General features: G+C 56.5%; 17 protein-coding genes. 5 read left to right on the forward strand and 12 right to left on the reverse strand.

The features are described 5' to 3' along the window. Positions 1-32: 32 nt before the first annotated feature. Together G6L01_RS11490 and G6L01_RS11495 are read right to left on the reverse strand one after the other, a co-directional pair. Positions 33-740, reverse strand: coding sequence for a DUF1045 domain-containing protein (locus tag G6L01_RS11490; RefSeq protein ID WP_070166510.1), 708 nt, complete (start codon positions 738-740; stop codon positions 33-35). Positions 741-1142: 402 nt separating this feature from the next. Further along, a complete protein-coding gene (locus G6L01_RS11495; protein WP_174089251.1) occupies positions 1143-2396 on the reverse strand; it encodes an NAD(P)/FAD-dependent oxidoreductase in 1254 nt (417 codons plus the stop codon). Here G6L01_RS11495 and mnmC2 point away from each other — a divergent pair. Then, positions 2395-3138 carry a tRNA (5-methylaminomethyl-2-thiouridine)(34)-methyltransferase MnmC2 gene (gene mnmC2 / locus G6L01_RS11500; RefSeq protein WP_070166511.1) on the forward strand — a complete coding sequence of 248 codons (744 nt, stop codon included), beginning with the start codon at positions 2395-2397 and terminating at the stop codon, positions 3136-3138. The genes G6L01_RS11495 and mnmC2 overlap by 2 nt on opposite strands. Before the next feature lie 38 nt (positions 3139-3176). Here the strand turns inward: mnmC2 and G6L01_RS11505 are convergent, their stop codons facing one another. After that, a complete protein-coding gene (locus G6L01_RS11505) occupies positions 3177-7040 on the reverse strand; it encodes a PAS-domain containing protein (RefSeq protein WP_174089252.1) in 3864 nt (1287 codons plus the stop codon). A gap of 408 nt (positions 7041-7448) precedes the next feature. On the opposite strand from G6L01_RS11505, the gene G6L01_RS11510 reads away from it, so the two are divergent. Together G6L01_RS11510 and G6L01_RS11515 are read left to right on the forward strand one after the other, a co-directional pair. Continuing rightward, on the forward strand, positions 7449-7772 hold the full coding sequence (locus tag G6L01_RS11510) for a hypothetical protein (RefSeq protein WP_070166513.1): 324 nt from the start codon (positions 7449-7451) through the stop codon (positions 7770-7772). 310 nt (positions 7773-8082) lie between these two features. Further along, positions 8083-9537: a DEAD/DEAH box helicase gene (locus G6L01_RS11515; RefSeq protein ID WP_015916829.1), complete on the forward strand. Its 1455-nt coding sequence runs from the start codon at positions 8083-8085 to the stop codon at positions 9535-9537. Positions 9538-9707: 170 nt separating this feature from the next. Here the strand turns inward: G6L01_RS11515 and G6L01_RS11520 are convergent, their stop codons facing one another. From G6L01_RS11520 to G6L01_RS11530, 3 genes are all read right to left on the reverse strand, one after another. Then, positions 9708-11957, reverse strand: coding sequence for a hypothetical protein (locus G6L01_RS11520; protein ID WP_070166514.1), 2250 nt, complete (start codon positions 11955-11957; stop codon positions 9708-9710). Between the two features lie 164 nt (positions 11958-12121). Beyond that, positions 12122-13297, reverse strand: a complete 1176-nt coding sequence (locus G6L01_RS11525; protein ID WP_081344165.1) for an aminotransferase class V-fold PLP-dependent enzyme — start codon at positions 13295-13297, stop codon at positions 12122-12124. A 469-nt stretch (positions 13298-13766) separates the two neighbouring features. After that, a complete protein-coding gene (locus G6L01_RS11530; RefSeq protein ID WP_041696949.1) occupies positions 13767-14123 on the reverse strand; it encodes a winged helix-turn-helix transcriptional regulator in 357 nt (118 codons plus the stop codon). A 123-nt stretch (positions 14124-14246) separates the two neighbouring features. Here G6L01_RS11530 and G6L01_RS11535 point away from each other — a divergent pair, with 123 nt between their 5' ends. After that, on the forward strand, positions 14247-14846 hold the full coding sequence (locus G6L01_RS11535; RefSeq protein ID WP_070166516.1) for a nitroreductase family protein: 600 nt from the start codon (positions 14247-14249) through the stop codon (positions 14844-14846). A 20-nt stretch (positions 14847-14866) separates the two neighbouring features. Then, positions 14867-15271 (forward strand): ester cyclase, encoded by a 405-nt coding sequence (locus tag G6L01_RS11540; protein ID WP_070166517.1) that lies wholly within the window; start codon positions 14867-14869, stop codon positions 15269-15271. A 303-nt stretch (positions 15272-15574) separates the two neighbouring features. Here G6L01_RS11540 and G6L01_RS11545 read toward each other — a convergent pair whose 3' ends face one another. From G6L01_RS11545 to G6L01_RS11570, 6 genes are all read right to left on the reverse strand, one after another. Then, positions 15575-16564 carry a type VI immunity family protein gene (locus G6L01_RS11545; protein ID WP_070166518.1) on the reverse strand — a complete coding sequence of 330 codons (990 nt, stop codon included), beginning with the start codon at positions 16562-16564 and terminating at the stop codon, positions 15575-15577. Between the two features lie 10 nt (positions 16565-16574). After that, positions 16575-17585, reverse strand: a complete 1011-nt coding sequence (locus G6L01_RS11550) for a DUF4150 domain-containing protein (protein ID WP_070166519.1) — start codon at positions 17583-17585, stop codon at positions 16575-16577. Between the two features lie 3 nt (positions 17586-17588). After that, positions 17589-18641 (reverse strand): hypothetical protein, encoded by a 1053-nt coding sequence (locus G6L01_RS11555; protein WP_070166520.1) that lies wholly within the window; start codon positions 18639-18641, stop codon positions 17589-17591. Beyond that, positions 18638-19654: a DUF2169 family type VI secretion system accessory protein gene (locus G6L01_RS11560; protein ID WP_070166521.1), complete on the reverse strand. Its 1017-nt coding sequence runs from the start codon at positions 19652-19654 to the stop codon at positions 18638-18640. Before G6L01_RS11560 ends, G6L01_RS11555 begins: the two co-directional genes overlap by 4 nt. 10 nt (positions 19655-19664) lie before the next feature. Further along, the gene (locus tag G6L01_RS11565; protein WP_070166522.1) at positions 19665-19916 is read right to left on the reverse strand and encodes a hypothetical protein; all 252 of its coding nucleotides are present in this window, start codon (positions 19914-19916) and stop codon (positions 19665-19667) included. Positions 19917-20101: 185 nt separating this feature from the next. Then, positions 20102-21148: a hypothetical protein gene (locus tag G6L01_RS11570; RefSeq protein ID WP_070166523.1), complete on the reverse strand. Its 1047-nt coding sequence runs from the start codon at positions 21146-21148 to the stop codon at positions 20102-20104. Positions 21149-21178: the final 30 nt, after the last annotated feature.

The raw sequence follows: 21178 nt of genomic DNA on the forward strand, positions 1-21178 counted from the left end.
TTTTTGTCGAGAGGGCATACAGTATCGTGAGATCAGGCGATCTTGCGTGCCGAGATCCGCCCCATCGGATGCAGCGAATGCACCACCAACGGCGCTCCGGGCTCACGCTCGATAAACAGCGCCAGATTGGCAAACACGACAGGATTTTGCAGCAGGGGTGCGAAATATTGTGTCGCCGCCTGATGAATGCGATCGCGGTGGCTGAGCGGCAAAGGGCCGGTCAGGGGCATGTAGAAACGATATTCGTCCAGCACATGCGGATCGCCCCAGCGATAAAGATTGGCAAATTGCGGCGCGCTGAGCCGTTCGGGCGCCATGCGCTCGATTTCGGCATCGCTGAGTGGCGCGCGGAACCGGTCGAAATTCTGCACCACAAGGGAAGCCACCCGGTCCAGCTGGTTGGACGGATAGGTTAAAGTCAGGCCGCAAAAATCACCGAGCTTCGCCACTTCCAGCCCCGGCAATGCGAAAGGTTCGACGATACCGGCAAAATGCATCAGCTCACGCAGCAACTGGGCTTCACTGACCTCTGGATGCAGCGCAAATGGCGCTTTCAGGCAGCCATGGAACCCATTTCGACGCGGCAAGGCCGTATGGAAGGCAATCTCGTGCAGGCCAAGCCCTGCCAGCCCCGGATGTTCGACCGGTTCATCGGAATAGACATTGCGTCCCAGCCAGCTGGCGGCTGCAAGCGACAGCGGATCGCGCGCAGAGGGTGTATAGCAAATCGAATATCGCATGCGGGTGGCCTCCGGCAGCGACGGACGTCCGCAAAGACGCGCCAGGAGCGCTGCAAATCTTCTTCAGTTCTGCATTACGGCATGCTGGACCAAACTGATCCTGTCGCACACACCCTTGGCCCCAATGGATTTGTGGATTTATGCAACACATTCAAATCGATACAACGCCGTGCCTGCATTCTGCCAAACGCATGGCGCTGTCATGCAAAACAATCGAATCGACCATGACCGATAGCTCGCATGAGCAGTCAGATAGGGGATTTGCATGACACTATGACGAAAGTGACCGAGCATCAGGTTCACTTTTTACGCGAGATCACAGGAGGGTGATGAGAAGCGACCTCGCACGACGCAAGGCTCGACGCTTGAAATATTTTTAAAGAGAATATTAAGGCCGGTTTATCAACCGACCGGGTTTTCCAACGGCGGTTCCACGGTTTTATCAGGGACACGGGAGGCGATCTGCAGATGATGGGCAAGCGTAAAACCATCCGGCATATCAAGCTCCGCACCGAAAATCGGCCGTAACGCCTGCTGCGCCAGGCTATGCGCCAGCCCGAAGCTGATCTTGAAGCCGCCGGTCAGCGCAATCAGCCTGGGATGATCGGGATGCGGTCCAACCATGGGATCGCGGTCTATCGACTTGGGCCGCAGCCCGGCCCAGCGCTCCACCACCGGGGCGTCGCCCAGCATCGGCACCAGCCGACGAGCCTTGGCAATCAGGGTTTCCAGCAGGTCATCAGTGGTCAAGGGCGCATCCCAGCGGTTTTCGCTGGTGCTGCCAATCGCCACATGCCCACCCTCATGTGGCACGGCATAAATGCCGTCCAGATAGACCAGCGGCAGCGCAGGATCGACATCGGCCTTTAGCAATGCCGCCTGCCCCTTGACCGCCATGCCGAGCGGCAGCACACCGGTCGGGCTGAAACCATCCAGCAGTGGAAAACTCCCCACACCGGCTGAAACGATCACATGGCCGAAGGCAATCCGGCTTGCATCCGCCAATTCCGCCCATTGCCGTACCGGATCGATCGCCTTGACGGCCGAGCCCTCGATGATCCGGCAGCGCGGCGATGCGACAAGGGCCGCCTTCAGCGCCGCCGTCAAACCGCGCGGCGACACCCGCGCCGCCAGCGTGTCATGCACCAGACCGGCTTGCGTGACAGCACTATCCGGCCAGCCATCACCAGCCGGGGAGTTGTCGATAACCTTCCAGGCAAATTGCCGCTCTGCGGTTTTCCAGGCGGTTTCGGCGTCTTTTTCATGCCGCTTGGCAATCACCCGCAGATGCGGCTTGGGCAAGGGCATGAGCCGCCCGGACCGGCGATAGCCCACACCAATCCCGGTCTCTGCCTCAAGCTGTGCCGCTTCCGTTTCCAGGGCCAGCAGCGCATCGAGCTGGAACTGCTTCTTGCGATCCCATTTGTCCGGCATATAGGGCATCAACGCGCCCAGCAGCCCGCCACTGGCACCACCCGCCACCCGACCGCCATCGACCAGAACCACATCCAGCCCGGCCAGAACTGCAAAACGCGCCGCCCACAGGCCCATGATCCCGCCGCCGACCACAAGCAGATCTGCCGCGAGGCTATGGGTCGCGCCTTTTAAGGACAAGTGTTGACCGGAGACTGAAGCCGTCCTATCGCCTGTCTTCATGACCCACTCCACTTCCAATCCCGATCTGATGCCTGACGCCGAAACGGCACACACCCAGCCTCTCAGCTGGCAGGACGGCGATATGCCCTATTCCACCGCCTTTGGCGACCATTTTTACTGCCAGACCGATGGCCGCCTGGAATGCGGCCATGTTTTCCTCGAAGGCAATGGCTTACCGCAGCGCTGGATCGGCTCATCTTCTTTCCGCATTGGCGAGCTGGGTTTCGGCACCGGGCTGAACGCCATGGAAACCTGGCGCCAGTGGCAGGTGACGCGCATGCCGAGCGGACATCTGACCTTCATATCCTTTGAGCTTTATCCGATGGCGCGCCCCGATATCGACCGCGCCCTGTCACGCTGGCCGCAAATCGATGCAGAGCGGCAACGCTTGCTGGCGCTGTGGCCGGATGAGCCCCAAGGTCAGGTCCAGCTCGACCTCGACGCCCAGACCCGGTTGATCGTGGTTTGCGGCGACGCGCTGGCCTCGCTGCAAGCCTGGAGCGCCCCCTTCGACGCCTGGTATCTCGATGGCTTTGCTCCGTCCCGCAACAGCGCCATGTGGTCGCTGGATCTGATGACCCGGCTCTATCAGCTGACATCATCCGGTGGCCGCTTCGCCACCTATGCCGCTGCCGGTTTCGTACGCCGCAACCTGATCGCGGCGGGCTTTACCGTGGAGCGACGCCCGGGCTTTGCCGGCAAACGGGAAATGCTATGCGGGTCGAAGACCGAGCCGTCATGATTTCAGATACGCTGTCATCGACCGGATCGGTCCCACGGTCACAATGCCGTCTGCCTCGCACCGAGGTCCTCTGCCAGGGCCTGTGGCTGCGTCACCGCTGCGGCACCCCCTAACCAATAGGCAATGCAGTCCTGGAGACGGTCGGGACTGACAGGCTTGAGCACGAGATCATCAAGACCTGCTTTATGGCAGGCCGCCTTGTCATAGGTGGAAAGATCTCCCGCAAGACCGATCAGCACGGTCGGCGCGGTCTGTGGCTGCTGGCTTTCCTCGGCACGGATCTGCCTGACCATATCAAGCACCCGCGCCCGATCATCAACGAGATCGATCAGCATCATGACCGGCTGCCATTGGCGCCAGAGGCTAAGCGCCTCGCTTTCCCCTTCCACGCAGGCATGACCAACCCCCAGTGCCTGCAAGGCTTGATGGAAAAAATGACGCTCCGCTTCACCAGCATCCAGCACCAGCAAATCGATCTGCTCTTGCTGCATCACACCTGACGGCGTCAAGTCCGATTGCTCTTCATCCGAGATCAGGAGCGTCTCAGCCTCCGGTTCCGCCCTGAACCCTGAGACAGCGCCGCGCCGCGTGCCGCGCAACACGTCGATGACAACATTGCGCAGCAGGTTTTCACCCACCGGCTTGGTAAGCTGCGCTTGAATATTCAGCCCATCGGCCATTCTGTCGAGATTGAAGGGGGCATCCGCCGCCAGCAGGATGATCGACAGCGGATCGAACCGTCGGTCACTGCGGATCTTGCGCACCAGATCCAACCCGCCGCCGCTGCGCCGGCAGCAATCGACCACCACAACCTCAATCGGGCTTTTCTGGCTCTCGGCCTGTTCCAGCACGGCCAGCGCCAGCGCCGGATCGTTAACCGCGACGCCATCGAAGCCCCAACGGCAAAGCTGGTCATTAAGAATGCCGCAGCTGATATCATTGCTTTCGAAACCCAGGACCCGGGCACCGCGCAGATGAAAACCGGCGAGACTCGGCAGTTTTTCAGCCGCCATTGCAAAGGGCAGGTTGACAGTCACGGTGGCACCTCTACCGAGTGCGCTTTCCACCCCGATCGTCCCGCCGAACAGATCGACAAGCCCACCGGCAATCGAAAACCCGAGCCCCGCTCCATCCCGATGATGCAAAGCCCCGTCATTCATCTGGGAAAACTTGGTAAAGGCCAGCTGGCATTGCTCCGGCGTCATGCCATGGCCGGTATCCTCGATCCGCAGAACCAGCCATGCACGTCCGCCGGTACTCGCCTCCGTAATGGGGTCTCCACGACTGGGGTCTCTGGGGCTCTGAACCGTGACGTCCACATCCGGCTCTTCCTGGCGCAAACCGAGATCGACAAGCACATGGCCCCTGTCGGTGGCCCGGATTGCTTCCCCCAACAGATTGGTGAGAATCTGGCGAAACCGACCCGCATCGCCCGCCAGCATGTGGGTCAGCCTGCCCTGACCTCGTACCAGGATGTCCACATCCTTTTCCGCGGCACGCCCGGCCATCAAGGTCACCACATCCTCCACCGCCGCCAGTGGATCGAAAGGGGCCGACCGCAAGGACAGGCTCCCGTCATCGATCTTCGAGAAATCGATGATGTCATTGATAATGGTCAGCAATGAGCGCCCGGATTTGACGATCACATCGACAAAGGTCTTTTGCCGCGCATCGAGATTGGACGACAGCAGCAATTCCGTCATGCCCAGCACGCCGCTCATCGGCGTGCGGATTTCATGGCTCATATTGGCCAAAAACCGCGATTTGGCCTTATCCGCCGCCTCGGCCTGGGCCGCAAGCGTGGTCAGTTCCGCCTCACGCTGCTTGGCCTCGCTGGCATCGCTGATCACGAACAGCCAGCGGTCCTCGGCGCTGACAATCGCCTCGATACTGCGCCAGGCACCATCGCGCCGTTGCACCACGACACTGGCGGAAGTGTCAACGGACATCCTTGATCGCATCCGGTCGAGAAACCCTTTTGGGTTGTCGCCGAAATCGCCCCGTTCGGCGCAGTAATCGAAAAGCTGGCGCCAATCCGCCCCCCTGCGCACCAGATGCGGCGAAACGTTCAATATTTCCGCCAATTTATCGTTGCGGTAAAGGATACGGTCCGTCTGGATGACACACAGCCCCTGGGCCATGTGTTGGGTCGCCTCTTCCAGCAGCTTGCCGACATCCTGCAGCCGGGCACGGGCCTCGTCTATCTCGCGCTCGCGCAACCGCTGCTCGGTATAGTCAGAGAAAGTCAGCATGATCTGGCCATCGTCCAGCGGCGATGCCGTCACCACGATATGCCGGCGATCCGAAAGCGTCACCTCGGTTTGCCGCGCCGCCGTCAATGTCCGCAGTTCAAGACTATAGGCGGCGATCCGGCTTTCCGGGTCAATGCTATCAGAGGCGGGACTATCATGGTCGATACTATCAGGGGCGGGGCTATCAGGGGTGGGGCTGGCGTCATCGCCGGTCTTGAGTGGCCAGCCATTGGCATGGGCGTGGCGCAGATAATCCGCGAAACTTGTGCCGGTCATGGCCCTGTCCTCAGGCCAGTTCACCATATTACGAGCCATGAGGTTGGAAAAACTCAAGGTCTGATCCGCATCGAGGATGATTACCCCGACAGGCATGGTGCGCAGGATCGCCTCGATATCGTCATAGAGCTTTTCGGCATGGGCCTTGGCTTCGCGCAATTGTCGTTCGCCAATTTTCAGCAGCGAAACATCCGCCAAGGTCCCGACGATATAAGGCGCGCCATCGTTCGCCTCGATCCGCTTCAGGCTGGTCAGCAAGGGCACGGTGTCGCCGTTGGGCATGATGATCAGCTGTTCGCGCTCCGTCGCGCATCCGGTTTCCAGGATTTCGATATTCTCGTGGCGCAGTGCATCGCCTTCGGCAGGAAACATCTCGTCTTCGCGCAAGCCATAAAAACGGGTCCGGTCGCCCCCCAGCATTTGTTCATAAGCGGCATTGGCAAACACCAGCCGCCGGTCGCCATCGCGCAGAAAAACCGGCTCCGGCACATTTTCCAACGCTGCACGGTAAAGAGTGCTTTCGCGCTCATAGGTCTGCGCCTCCGTGACATCGGTATAAAGCAGCAGAAACTGGCCGTTTTCCAGCCGGTTGCCCCGGGCCGAAATCACCCTTCCGTTTGGCATGGCGATCTGGCATGGCTCAGGTTCGTCAATCGACGCGGCAAGGAATCGCCCGGATATATCCTCACCACTCCCATCGCCGCCCGCACGTCCGATACCCTCGAGAACCGCCTGAAAATTCATACCGATCTTCAGCTCGATTGTTGTCTCACCGAACATCCTGGAAAAACTGGTGTTGAAATAGACAATAGCGAGCTGCGAATCGAGAAGCAGCACGCCAAGCGGAATGAGATCGAGAAGCATGGCATAATCGGCTGGCAGGCAGGCACTAGGCGCCCCATTATCAATGCCAGCGCTCCTACCTTGAGAAGCGACATCCCTGGAGATTTCAGCCATGGCAGAAGGCATCTGGGGGCCGGATGGCTGCGGCTCTTTCTTCCAGCCCCGGCTCTTGACCCGGCCGGGCCGCTCACGAAACACCCCGAACACATAGGGCATTTCATCTTCGGTGATGAAGCGCTCGATCTGCACCCGGCAATGCTGGCGACCGCTGTGATCGAAACACAGGGCCAGATGTTCTTCCGCAAACACCAGCGCCCGGCGCTCGACATCTTCCCAGGCCAGATCTTCAGGGCGGTCCGTCAGCTCCCCTGCCCGCTGTCCGAGAAGGTCTTCGAGATCCACTCCGAAAAATGCGGCAAAGGCAGGATTGACGGCAACGAACCGAAGCTCGCTATCCTTGATGAAAGCGGGCACATCAAGCCTGGCGATTTTCTCGCACGCTATGGTGAGCAATCCGCCTTCTATCGGCAATGGAATCCCCTTTATTGCCCGAGCCGTATGCATGACGGATGAACCTCTCCGTGCCCTTGTCCGTTGTTGAAATAACCCTATCACCAGGCAAAACACAAAACAAAGCGCCTAACCGAAAAATATCCTGTCAATCTCCTGTTTCACAAAGCTTTTTGCCAGCAGGCGGAGCAACCCGCACAAGACAGATCCGAGCGCCCTCTCTTTGTGGCAGAGAGGCGGCGCGCAAACCGGAAGCTTGAGAAAATTATTTTTAATTTCAATTATTTATGCCATTTACCCTTGTGGCACTTATCGTTTTAAATGACGATAATTTAATCTTGGCTCCACAATTCCATCATCAATCTGCCCGTTTTCAGGATCATCTTCATAGCATTCTCTTCGGAGAAAAAGTTCTGAAAGGATCAAGCCATGTCCGTATTTCGCATGAGTATGTCTGCGGGCCTTGTTGCCACTCTGATAGGCGCCTCGCTGATAGCAACGGCCCCTGCCGCCGAGGCACACGACCCCTTCTGGGGTGGCGTCGCAGCCGGTGCCGTTGGTGGCATCGTCGGCAGCGCCATCGTCAACGGAATGGATGGGGGACCGCGTTATTACCGGTCTTACGACCCACCACCACCGCCCCCACCGGTTTATCGGACCTATTATCGTCCGGTCTATGCGGCTCCCTGCCACTTCGAGCGGCGCTATGATGAATGGGGTGACAGCTACCGCGTTCAGGTCTGCCCTCGGTAAGTGATCAGCCGCCAATCACCCAAACGCGGTGGTTCGTATAAATATTCAAGCGCCCGCCCTGTCCATGACGGGCGGGCGCTTGACATTTGGCCGCAAAACGCGCAAAAGCGGCGCAAGCTTTCAGCCTTCCGGCCGCCGCGTGAGCGCGCCACTGCATTCCGGCTTTGCCTATTTTGGCACTGTCATGCAAAAAAGGTATGGGTGCTTCATATATGACCGCATCAGCGGTCAAACGCACCGAAAGTCGTTTCCAACTTACAAGTTCCCAATTCACGCGGGGTTCTTGACGCCAAAGACCGCTATAATCGCAATGAGGCGATCGTGGCTCAGTGTCTTGGCGCCCCGAAAGGTTTATGAATTGACCAGTTTTAACGAACTTGGCCTCTCGCCGACTGTTGTCGCCACGCTGACCCAGCTTGGCTTCGAGACCCCTACCCCTATCCAGGCGCAGGGCATTCCGGTGGTGATGGCCGGTCGCGACCTGATTGGCCTTGCCCAGACCGGCACCGGCAAGACCGCTGCCTTTGGTCTGCCAATCATCGAGTTGCTGATGAAGGACGAACGCCGTCCCGACAATCGCACCACCCGCACGCTGATTCTTGCCCCGACCCGCGAACTCGTCAACCAGATCGGCGACAATCTGCGGTCCTTCATTCGCAAGACCCCGATCAAGATCAACCAGGTGGTTGGTGGCGCATCGATCAACAAGCAGCAGCTTCAACTGGAACGCGGCACCGACATTCTGGTCGCCACGCCGGGCCGGTTGCTGGACCTGATTTCCCGGAATGCAATTTCGCTGCGCGCCGTCACCCATCTGGTGCTGGACGAAGCCGACCAGATGCTCGACCTGGGCTTTATCCACGACCTGCGCAAGATTGCCAAGATGGTTCCGGCCAAGCGCCAGACCCTGCTGTTTTCGGCCACCATGCCGAAGGCAATTGCCGATCTGGCTGGTAGCTTCCTCAACAATCCGGTCACCGTCGAAGTGTCGCCTCCGGGCAAGGCAGCCGACAAGGTCGAACAGTATGTTCACTTCGTCAACGGCCAGAACCACAAGACCGAGCTGCTGAAGAAGACCCTTGCCGATCATCCCGATGGCCGCTCCATCGTTTTCCTGCGCACCAAGCATGGCGCTGAAAAGCTGATGAAACATCTGGAAATCACCGGCTTCTCGGTTGCATCCATTCACGGCAACAAGAGCCAGGGCCAGCGCGAGCGCGCCTTGAAGGGTTTCCGCGATGGGTCTATCCGCACGCTGATCGCCACCGACGTTGCCGCCCGCGGTATCGACATCCCGGCTGTCAGCCATGTGTTCAACTATGACCTGCCGGAAGTGCCGGACGCCTATGTCCACCGCATCGGCCGTACTGCCCGCGCTGGCCGCGACGGCATTGCCATCGCCTTCTGCGGTCCAGACGAAGCCCGCCTGCTGCGCGACATCGAGCGGCTGATGGGTATTGAAATTTCCGTTGCCAGCGGTGAAGCCCCGGCTGACCGTGGCCGCCCTGCCCGTCCGACCCGCCGCGCTGGTGGCGGTGGTGCAGGCGCCGGTGCAGGCAACCGCAACCATGGTAACCCCGCCCGCAAGGATGGTCGTCCGCAAGGCCGTGGCCCGCGCGAAGAAGGCGATGGTGGCGAACAGCGTTCGGCCCGTCCGGCCAACCGCAACAAGCCTGCCAATGGCCGCCCGGCCCGCCGCCCCGACCGTCCGCGTCAGGACGGCCCGGCCCGCGCCGGTGCAGGCGGCCAGCGCCGCGAGCGTTAAGCGTCAGCTATGAATTTGCGAAAGGCCGGTTTTTCCGGCCTTTTCTTTGGCCAGAAGAGATGAAAAACGGCTGAAAATGGCAAAAGGGCCGTGTGTTTCATCAAACACACGGCCCTTTGTTATGTTATCATGATTGCTTGCCCGTCAGCTTTCAATGGTGACGGAGTAGCTCACTGCTGCGTGGTGCCGACGATATTCTCGGTGATTTTCGTCATGCAATATTCGGCCACAGCGGCAATGGTCCAGGCCGGGGTAGCGGCACCGGTGGAGCCGGGAATCAGAGAACCATCAACCACATAGAGGCCTGGTACCGCCTTCTTGACGTCTGGTACCTCCTTCTTAACGTCTGGTACCTCCGTCCCGTCCTCAGCTGCCAAGACCTGGCCGAATTCGTTGCAGGCCTTGCCCAGCACGCAGCCGCCGAGCGGATGGGCCGTGATGCCATAAGCCACTACGAACTCCTCCTGTACGCTGTTGGCGGTCCAGCTTTCCAAGCTTCGTGCGTGATGCAACCGGGTTGATTGCAGCGCTGGCAGCGGGCCGCGATAGGTCAGCGGTCCATTGCGCCGAATCAGGCTCTCGCCCTCCTTGCTGGCATTGACTTCTCCCCATGTGGTCAGCACCGTGGTGAGCGCATTGACCGAATCCAGCACACCGACATTGACGTCGCCAAGCTTTTTAAGCTTAGGCTGCTCTACCGGAGTATTGGGATAATGCAGGCTGTAGACTTTGCGGCCCGAAGACTTCTCCGAAGCCGGATCTACGAGGAATTCGCCCGGCGCCGGCTGGTAGCAGACCGACATATTATAGGTGTTCTGCAGATTGTCGGCTTCGTCAAACCAGGCCGGATAGAGCATGAGGCGAATAAAAGACGCCGATTTGTTGGCCTTCATGTAGTCGATCGACTGATTGAAGGCCGCCTCCAACTCGTCATCCGGAAGGGTGATGCCATTCAAGGTGTCGTCATTAACGAAATAGAAGGAGGCATCGGTCGAGCCGGGACCGCCATCCGAAGGCCGCGTCTTGATGCTCAAGTCCTGGGTGCCGGTGACATCGCCATTCTGGCCCCAGAACTTGCCAACATATTTGCTCAACGCTGGCAGGCCTTTGGTGTCAGGTGCCTCCGGATTGGGATTGTTGGAATATTCCAGCAGCATCGATGCCGTATGCATGGAGCCAGCCGAGAAGATCACGTTCTTCGCCCGGTAGACCAATGGCGCCGTATTGGCGACGTCGGTCGGCGCGATCCGCTCGACCGTGACGACATAGATAGGGCTGCTACCGAAGGAACTCGGGTCCTGATAGACATTGGTGACCTTGCTCAGGCAACGAATGTCAAGCAGGCCGGTGTCGTTGGCCTTTTTCAGGTAGTTCTGGTCCAGCGCCTTCTTGACGCCGAGCAATTCCTGGCCTTCCGACGGCGTCTTCGAGATCGAATAGCTGTTCATCCCATACCACATTTCGCCGATGATGGCGGAGGGCAGCATTTTGACTTCCACTTCCTTGCACACCACGCTCCAGTCGAGCGCCAGCTTTGTATATTCCAGTTGAACCGACTTAATCGGCGTTTCGACTTCACCGAACCTGACAGCATCTTCGATTTTCTTGACCTGCTTCCTGAAGCTGCGAGTGGAAAGATAGGGCGGGCTTCTCTTGAGCGCATAGGTAAAGACCGGTTTCTCTCTAACGGGCACCGTCTCCGTCACCATGTTGTCCTTGTCATCGATGGTTTTAGGCTCCATCATTTTCTCGACGGTGTCGTAATGCTGCGCCAGTTCGCCATAGGACAGCAGTACACTCTCGTAGGAATCCAACTCCTCAGGATCGCGGAAGGCCAGGGTGAAAGCCAGCTGAGACGGCTTCTGGAAGAAGGTATTGTAGACATGCGAGGTGCCGCCGAGCGCCGCGCCGACGATGGTGGTCATGGTTGGTGTCGGGGCGGGAGCGTCCGGCACCGGCACCTTCGGCGGTGGCGGATAGGCAACGATCGTTTCCACCAGGCCGGGATAGACCGGAATTGGACGTTGCGCATAAGTGGTCATCGTATTGAAGTTGCCGGTTGCATCACCCAAATTCTCAGGCTGGCCATAGGTAGCCGGTGGGGATTGCGGCGTGCCGAACGGCTCAAGATTCATCATCCAGCCAGCGCGGCCATCCGGCTGGCGATAGTTGCTAAACGGCGGCGCGGTGGTGGGCTGGCCTGTCAGATTGCCCCACCAGTCCTTGCCGCGCTCCAAAAGCAGCACGGGCTTGCCGGCACCCTTGGGACGATCAACCTTCTGGAAGGCTTCGCACAGCCTGAGGGCGGCGACGCTGCCGCCGAAGCCGGAGCCGATGATGATCGTATCATAGACAGTCTGGCCGACGCTTTCGGGATTGACGATTTTCTCGGCTGGTGCCGAAATGTTTTTCGAAGACACGATAAAGACCCCCTAGAAAATATTGGGTTCGGAAGGAATATGAGGTTCAAAGAGAGCCTGTCCGGTCCGGATTGCACCGGGCAGGCCTGTTAATTCTCTTGGTTTTGCTTGTCTTTTTGGGAAAACTGGCTTCCCCTCCGTTTAACAGGAAGGGAAAATCGAACTCACATGACAATGTGCTGGTGGTTGGTATTCATCTCGACGACTTCACGGCGAAGCGAGGGAATGACATCCTGATTGCTGGAGACAATCTCCGCCATGATTTCAGAAATGCGGATGCAGTCAGCCTCAACATAGCCAAGACGGGTGATTTCCGCCGTGCCGACCCGCATAAAGCCATCCACATGAATGTTATGCTGCTTCAGCTTATCGCGATATCCCTGACCCATCTGCCGGTCGAGCTTGGGCAGAACCTGGTGGCAATAGGATAATTCCGAGAACCTCTTGGTGGACTGGCCCCGCATCTCATAGCCCTTGGCTTGCAGCGTGTTGGCGAAAGCGCGCGAATTCTTCACCACCTGCTCGGCATAACGCTCCCACGGCACTTCATCGATGACGATGCCCAGCGAGGCAATGCGCGCCAGATGTGGATTGCAAATCATCGTCGGCCCGTTCAATGGCGTGAAATTGGAGACGATGTCGATGCGATCGTTCAATTCTTTGCTGTTGGTGACGATAATGCCGCCCTGCGGACCGGGGAATGTCTTGTGGGTCGAACCGAACAGAATATCCGCGCCCTCGTTGAGCGGGTCCTGATACTGCTTGCCAACAATCAGACCAAGGCTGTGCGAGCCATCATAGGCGACGATGCCGCCATAGCTATGCACCAGATCCGCCACTTCGCGCACCGGCATGGGGACGGTAAAGATCGACGCGCCAAGAATGACCAGTTTCGGCTTTTCCCGTTCCAGCAGCTCAAGAGTAGCTTCCAGATCAAGCTGCCACTCTTCATCATCGAACGGAAGCGGCAAGGAAACGCGGTCAAACACTTCGTAATTGAAGGGATAGCCACCACCTGGAAAGAAGGGAGGCACACGTCCGACCTTATCGCCCGGCGAGGTCAGCGCGAACACAACCGCCATCAGGCTCGCACTACCGGAAATCGGGGAAATATTCACATAGTCTGCGTTGAAAAGCTTTTTGGCCTTCTGCTCGGTAATCGCGACGATTTCCTGGGAAATATCGGTACCGGCATAAAATGGCGCCGCATAGCGGGACGCAAGGTCGGAACTCAGCGCGGCCAAAGCGGCCGGAGACATACGGTTTTCACTGACGATCAGGTTAATAGCACCCGTTCTCACATCATTATGCTTGCTAATAAGTTTTACAATTTCATTCATAACTCGCCTCGTTAATCCTGGGAGGTTTAAGGACTGCGCGCGAGAATTAGCAGTCAGTAAATTTTAAAACTACCCTAAATTGTAACTGTAATTTTTGATTGTTTTTTTCAACCCAAAAAAAGTCATTCGGGGCCGTAAGGACAGAGACGCCAGTATTTTGCCGACCGCACGCGGAGCCAGCTTCATGATCTCCAAGAGCTAGCCTTGGTGATACATAAGCAATAACAATATGTTATGTGATTTCTTAGAAGAAGCTGCAACAGCAGGCGGCAAGGCAGCGCGAGGCTCCGCACCGCAATCGACCCGTTTTCGCAATCGGCTTCAGATCCAACCGCGCCCATACCGAGCAGCCCTTGATGAGCGATGGTCCCAGGCTTTTAGCGGCATTTTCAATATGTCATACGGCGCATGAAACCTGGAGAACGGCACCCATCGCTTAATCGATCTATTCGCCAAAAGCTGATGCTTTTTAACGATCACGCCCCAACGATCTGGATTTGCGGATCGTTGCATGATTGGCCTCGGCCCAATTTTTCATCAGATGAAACGGTACCAACAAGGAACGCCCAAGCGGTGTGAGGTCATATTCCACCCGCTGCGGGACAACCGGATAGACCCGGCGTTCGACAAGGCCATCCAGCTCCAATCGCCGGAGCGTCTGCGACAGCATCCGCTGCGAAATATCGGGGATGCATCGCTTCAGCTCTGAAAACCGCAGCGTTCCCCCTTCGAGGTGCAGAGCGATCAGCATGCTCCAGCGGTCGGAGACGCGGTGAAGCACATCGCGTATGGGGCAATTTTCCAGGTTGTTTTCCAGAGTTTCCATCACGTTAAACGATTACCTGGTTACCTCAGGGTTACCAGGTAATTTCTCGCTCCCTTTCTTGCGCCGCTTACCGCCGCGCAATAGCTTGGCGCGACTGGTAACTAGAAGAGAGCAGGTTCAATAATGGATGTAAAGACAAACTCCCGCACAGCGGAACACCCAATCGAAGATTTCTTCGTGGATCGCTGGTCTCCCCGCACCTTCACCGAAGAGACAATTTCCGAACAGGATCTCCTGGGCGTGCTGGAGGCGGCGCGCTGGGCACCCTCCGGCCTGAACGCCCAGCCCTGGCGCTTTATTTACAGCTTTCGCGGAGAACCGCAATTTGATGGGGTCATCGCGGCGCTCTGGGAAGGAAACCGGGTCTGGGCGCAACATGCGGCAGCGCTGATCGTCATCACCACAAAGACAACTATCATTCCACCAGGCAGCGATGCGGAGGTACCCAATCCCGGCCACACCTTCGACGCGGGAACAGCCTGGGGGTATCTGGCTCTCCAGGCCCATCTGAAGGGCTGGTCCACCCATGCCATGGGCGGCATCGACCCGGTAAAAACCGCGGAAGCGGTCAATATGCCCGAGGGATATGCCATGCAGGTGGTCATCGCGATCGGACGACGCGCAAGTGCCGACCAGCTTCCCGAGGCGCTGCGCGGACGCGAGACACCAAGCCCGCGCCGCCCTGTCGACGCCTCCGCCTTCCACGGCACATTTCCCCGTTGAACTGAACAGAGGCAAGAATTATGAGCGACCATAAAAAGGCGATTGTCAGAAAACTCATTGAAGAGGTTCAGGTCGGCGGCAATTACGCCGTCTTCGATGCCTTGATGCATCCAAAATTCATCGACCACACACCCACACCCGGCTTTTCACCCGATCGCGACAGCGTGCGGGCATTCTACCGTGCGTTCCACGCCTCCTTCTCAGAGCCGGTCTGCGAGATCGATTTCCAGACCGCCGAAGGCGACCTCGTCACCACCCGCAAGGTCTATTCCGTTACCCATTCCGGCCCCTTTAACGGTATCCCGCCAACCGGGCGGCGCATAACATTCGACGTTATCGATGTGCTGAAGGTCGAAGGCGAGTTCATTACCGCGCATTGGGGCATTCTGAACCTCATGAAGATCGTCGCGCAGATAAGCTGGTAATCACGCAGCATTTGACAAAGCGCCATACGGGTTTCCACCCTCTCGCCGCCTAGAAAATAGAGTTCAAGCGCAAAACCGATTCGAGAAATGACAAAGCCGTTGTGTGTCAGTTCGACTTTGTCCAATTCATCGGCAATCTCAGGCGTAAGATGTTTTTTGCCCATAATATCAGTGTTTCGACGGCTAAGGTTACAGCGCTGCCGAGGCCCCGTATCCGAATAGGCCATGCTTCGGGAACTTCAATTGCCACGCTATAGCGCCAACGAGAGCAACGAGAAAGAGGCTGCCGGAAGCCTGATTGCGTCACTCATCAAATCGGCGAACCCATTTTTGCGTCTCTTCCAAAGAGTCCAGTGGTCGCGGCGCATCGATAAGAGGTCGTTGATGTTCATCAAAGCGAATAGGCTTAAGAACTCTGGAGACGTTTCGGTAGGCTTCTGGGATCTGACCCTTATTCAAATCACCGAGTTCAGGCCTTTCCCCAGCTTGAACAACGATCCCTCCAGCATATGGATATAAAGCACAAAGATCGCCTACGTCTTTTTCGATCTTAGTCCTGCCGCCAAGTTCGGTTACAAAATCATCATCTATAAATGTGAGCCAATTGACCGTCCTGATTGCTCGCCTGCGCAAACGGTTCATCCGAGCATACCAACGCGATTGCTCGGGCAGGTCCAGTCCTGGAAAGCGCTTCGCTATCGGGAAGGCAAGAAGTCGGTCAGAAAGACCTTGACGTCCTTCATTGAAGAAAATTGACAGGCCAGCGGTGCCATAAGCAGGCTTTAGCTTCTCGCACCACCCTAAAATAAGCGATCGAAAACTCTCATAGCCGACCTGTTCTGGCCAACTTGCAGGAAGGTAAATTCCAATTCGGGAGAACTCGCGCGCCTCTGTATTTCCAATGGCCTCCGCGTAATAAATAGTCGGATTATCAAGATCACCACCTTCTGGATAACCAAACAGAGAAGCTTCAAAACAATCATCTTCCTCGACATTATCGGGCCTTTCTGCCCGCTCCATAATATATCGATTATAATCAATTTCGGTGAGTGGATGAAGGCGGCGGGCACCATCAGGTATATAATGCGTCACCTTGTCAGCGAATATCGATTTATACTCTAAGATGACATCAGCCATCGCCCGCCGTGTCTCAAGGCTCGTCGCCTTTTGCAGCGCAAAATCGATATAAAAGCCGAAGCGCAACATTGGAACACCGCGCTCGGATGCTAAACCAATCTCATCAAGGAAGCTCCAGTCTTTCGCACTATTTGTTAGTTCGTGATTATAGATCATCAAGAATCCTCTAATTCGCTGCAGCCGTGACGAGGGCAGTTCCGCCAAGTAGTGCGGTCACAATTGCTCCCCCGTAATAAATGGCGCCGCCAGTTACCACACCTGCAGCCACCCCTACACCGGCGGCTTTCCAAGGGTTTTCTTTAGCCCATTGCACCGGATCATCCGTCAGAGATGCTGGACTTTTTTCGGATACTTGCGAAGTCTCGGTGACCGGAGCGGGTGCGCTTCCACCACCAGAACAATCACAGTCATCTTTGAAATTAACGTCCTCTCGCGTCATGTCATGCTGTTCAGTGATTTCATCGATGTAGTCGCTTTGGCGACCTCGCATGCGATCTCTAGGTCCTTTGTATTCGGTACCGGCCATGTTATCCAGATCGATAAAGTCGATAGGACGCTTGCCGCCGCCGCGCATAATCGTACCATCTGCACGTCGTCGCATAGACCATTCGCCGTTGTTCAGATCCCATGCAACTTCCGGCTCTATGTTGCGGTTATTTTGCTTTGCCCAATCGCGTATTTTCTCTGCAACACATCGACCATTCATGGTACCTGCGGCTAGACATTCACAAGCTGCTTTACAAATCTGATCAAGAAACTCTCGGTTCTTTTCATCACGCACGGGCCCTGTAAAATACCCACCGGCCGAGATCGTATTGCCCTTGTTGAGCAACATACGATCCGTCAACCGCGTGACATTACGCCCCTCCATAAAAACGTTCGGCGACCAGGAGAGCCATGTTGCCCGGTCCAGGTGCACGCCGGATTTGACGCCGCCGCCGCTGCCGGGTTCATCGCCGAAGGAGCGATAGAATTCAGAGCCCTTGATGCCATTCATGGCACCACCGTGAGAGAATACCGTGGTCGTGCCTTTGGCGAGATCACGGGCATAGGCGGTGTTGGTGTAAGGCACGGGTTTATCCGGGCTTCTGCACACGTCCGGAAGAGTTGAGCGAACCCAGCCATCGGAATGCTTATGGCAGAGTGTCAAACCGTTAATCGAGACAGTTTCCTGCATGGCTCAGTTCTCCCTTCCATAGCGCTCAAGCGCGATGACACAGCGCGGGCCTTCAAAATGCGAAGTCGATAGGATCGAAAGGCTGGGCCGTCGTTCGTGGTCATCGCCTGCGAAAACATCGTGGTCGATCGTGTCCGCAGGCGAGCACAAAGCAAATGCTGTCATCACCAAGCCGTTGGCGGCGCCGCAGTCACCGGTATTCGAGAGAGGTGTTTCAAAGTCCGAGAGCAACTTGTCAGGAATCAGCGCACCCGACAGCGCAAACCCAAGGTCTTCCGAGCGCCAGCGTTCGCCATTCAGATCGACCAGAAACCGATCCGGCTGAAAGGCTTCAAAGGCCTGACGTAGCGGCTTTGCGAGACCCCGACCAATAATACCTTGTGGCGCCGAGAGATTTTCGGTCTCAAAGCCATTGAAGGCCGATCTTACCGTGCCAATAGGAGAGGCATCCGGGAATGCCGCGTTTGAACCGATCATCACAATAACCGCCGCCTCACCGGGGACAAGACCATGCGGCGTACCACGCTTGTAAATACGATCGTTTATCGCGAGTATGTCGAGGAGTTCTGCATCCATATAGCTATCAAGCGCAGCAATGGCCATGGCGGGAACCTCTCCCTCCGCGACCTGCCGCAATCCCTTGACCAGTTCATAGGCCGCCAACGTGTCGCCATCAGCAAGCAGAACCACGTCCGTGAACAGAGTGGGCCAAGTCTCGCCGATCCAGGACATCAAGCTTTGTCCGATTTTATGACTGGCTAGCCAGCGCGGCACAACAATCCGTATCGCAACAGGGCCGGATGTAATGGTGAGCGTTGCACTCATATCGTCCACGGCGCCTGCGAAAAGCCGTTGCAGCCTCAGTTCGAAATTCCGGACGTCTTCAAAAGGCATCACACAGGAAAGCGTGACGGATGCGCCATCCGCACCCACGGGGCCTTTTTCAGACTTCACAAAATTATGCTCATTTTCAGCATAGGCATTGGACGCATCCGCAAGACTTTTGCCCAACGGACAACAAAGCCCAACGCCGTAAACCTGGGCAACAGCGTTCATCGCTCCACCCCAGCCATCTGCTTGATATGAACGCGGCAATGCGAAACCGACATGTCGCCAGTCGGACAAGGCACGCTGGTGTTCCACACCATTTCCAGTGTTTTGTCGGAACCATTCAAAAGCACGGAAATCAATTTTGGTCTTGTTTCAACTTTCTGACCTCTGATCCAGGTACCACAATCCATAATGACTTGAGGCAGACGAAAGCCGTAGTCGCCTTCTTCGTGCATGCCAAAGATGCGGCCTGGCTCGCCACCCCTAAGATCGAATACCTGATCAGCCGGCGCCACTTGATAAAATTGCTCAGAGAAGTCGGATGGCAGCAAGGGCGCTTCATATTTGCGCCAGTCATCGTCATAGGTTCCGGCATGAGATGCCCGTGGTTGCCATGAGGGCTGGATGGCACCAAAGCCGATCGGCGCAGGCAAGGGCCGTGCATCAACGAAGGCTTCCGGGTTCTCGATCAACGGCAAGAAAACTTCAGTCCCGTTCGGAATGTTTGGCCATTTCGATGTCCAACCCATCCCTATCGGATTGTCCTTATTGGGGTCTGCATCGAGGTTGAGAAAGTCCGCACCGCCGAGGCTATGCCTCCAACTCAAAGGACAAGATTTGAACGCTTCATACCCTTCCAGGTCCAGTTTTCCAGCCTTCTGGCGCAACTGTCTTTTGCCGAAAACCATTGCACGTTTGCCACGTCCAGCCAGATCGAATCCGACTTCGACCTTATTAACCTCGTAGCCCGCACGGGAACGCACTTCACCGGTCAAAAGCACGTCAGTCTTTGGCCTGAAAGGGCAGAAATCCCCGTCTGCCTGCAACTCCAGTCCCTCGCTGTCAGCATAATCCGGTTTAATCCGGATTTCACCTTGATCTTCCATCAAGGTGTTCAACTGGCTCGGAAGAATATGAAACCGCGCACGGACTGCGACAGTCCAATACTCCAGACCAGCCCGATCCCGTGCGAAATAGCCGAGCACAGCAAAAGGCGTCTTGTTTTCAACCTGCCACATGAACAGATCGTCAATTTAGATCGATAACGGCCGCGTCGAGAGCAATAGACCGCTCTGCCTGCTGGGTAATCGAAACCCCTTTGACACTGATGCGGCCATCCTTGCGCAGCGTAAGCGAGGATTTTCCATTGGTAATTGTCAGCGCACCGGTCACCTCGTCGATCTCCATCATATCAGCCAATGCCATCAATTTTGACCAGCGATCATCACCAGTCGATATGTCGGGCAGCAAAAACGCAGCCTTGTCCTGAATTGCATTCATGAAAGCACTCCTCGGATATTGGGTTTAAAATGGCTTGCACGTAGCAACAAAACATCATCCGCCAGCAACACTATCTGCATGCCCCAAGAACAAGCTTACAAATCGCACCGCCAAGGAGACTGTTAAAGATTACGAAGCAAGTGACACGTCACTAAAGAAAACAAACGCCATCCCCTCCCATTGATTTAATGTACTCGCTTTAAAATTGACTGCATGACGAGGTCATAGCCCGTTACCCCCCCCAACCGGACGAAGAAGGGCCCTGTCTCATCAACTCCAGGAGCGTAATGGGTGACCATAAGAACGGAGTATCGAACGCCTGCTGATGCAAACAGGCTCAGGCGGACCTGTGCCTGTCCACCACCATCTGCAAGCTTGTCAACGACATAGGCATAGGAGCGCCCCATATCGCCACTGCCAAGGCCTGACAAATCTCCTTTGGTCGCCAGGACGGGATTAGCAAAAAGCTTCGCATTCTGCTCCAGCCAGTTGTGCATCATTCCATCCGCGACAGAGTCAATTGCGTCAGCGCTTGGAGGTGCGGCGCCAGCCGATGCGGCAACCATGATCGCAGAGACGGGATTATCAGCATCCCCTTGTTGCAGATGGAGCGTTCCAGGTAGATCACCGCTAAAATCATTATCAACCACAGAAAATACGGAGGGATAGTCCAAAGTGAGTGAACCCTTCGCACCCAAGGATATCTTCAGATGCTTAATCTGATTGGCGTCAAATCCTTCCTTGACCCCGTCTTCAATTTGCAACGAATCTTTCAGCATACGAGCCTGTTCTTCAAACTCGGAGCTGTGCTCGGCGTCGCCTTGCATGAAAAAACATAGAACTTTGTGCTGTCGCACCTGGCATATGGAACGAGCAAGTTTGGCAACCTTGCGTTCATCTTGTGTTCTGCCTTCGGCGTCGGCGAATGTGAGTGAGATGTGATTTGCCTCGGTAATTCCGAAACCGTTTTCCATCAATAACTGCTCACTTATAGAAGGCGCTTCCGCCGCAAAGCCCGGCTTAAACACAGCCACAGTCACTTCGAACTTATCTCTATTATCGGGCACAAATACCTTCGCTAATTCCCCGCGACCTGGCGCTTCGATCGCTTCCGCCTTGGCGAGTAGAGTTGTCAGCGAATGACCCTTGGCAAAAAAAGAAGCCTTGACGTCATTTCCCAAATTTGAAGATAAACGTTTGTAGCCAAGATCCTTCGCCGCCTGCTCGGTCAATGTCTGCCTCCTCCCTGTTTCTCGTTTTGA

This window comes from Agrobacterium vitis (genome assembly GCF_013337045.2).
Classification (GTDB): Bacteria; Pseudomonadota; Alphaproteobacteria; order Rhizobiales; family Rhizobiaceae; genus Allorhizobium; species Allorhizobium vitis_B.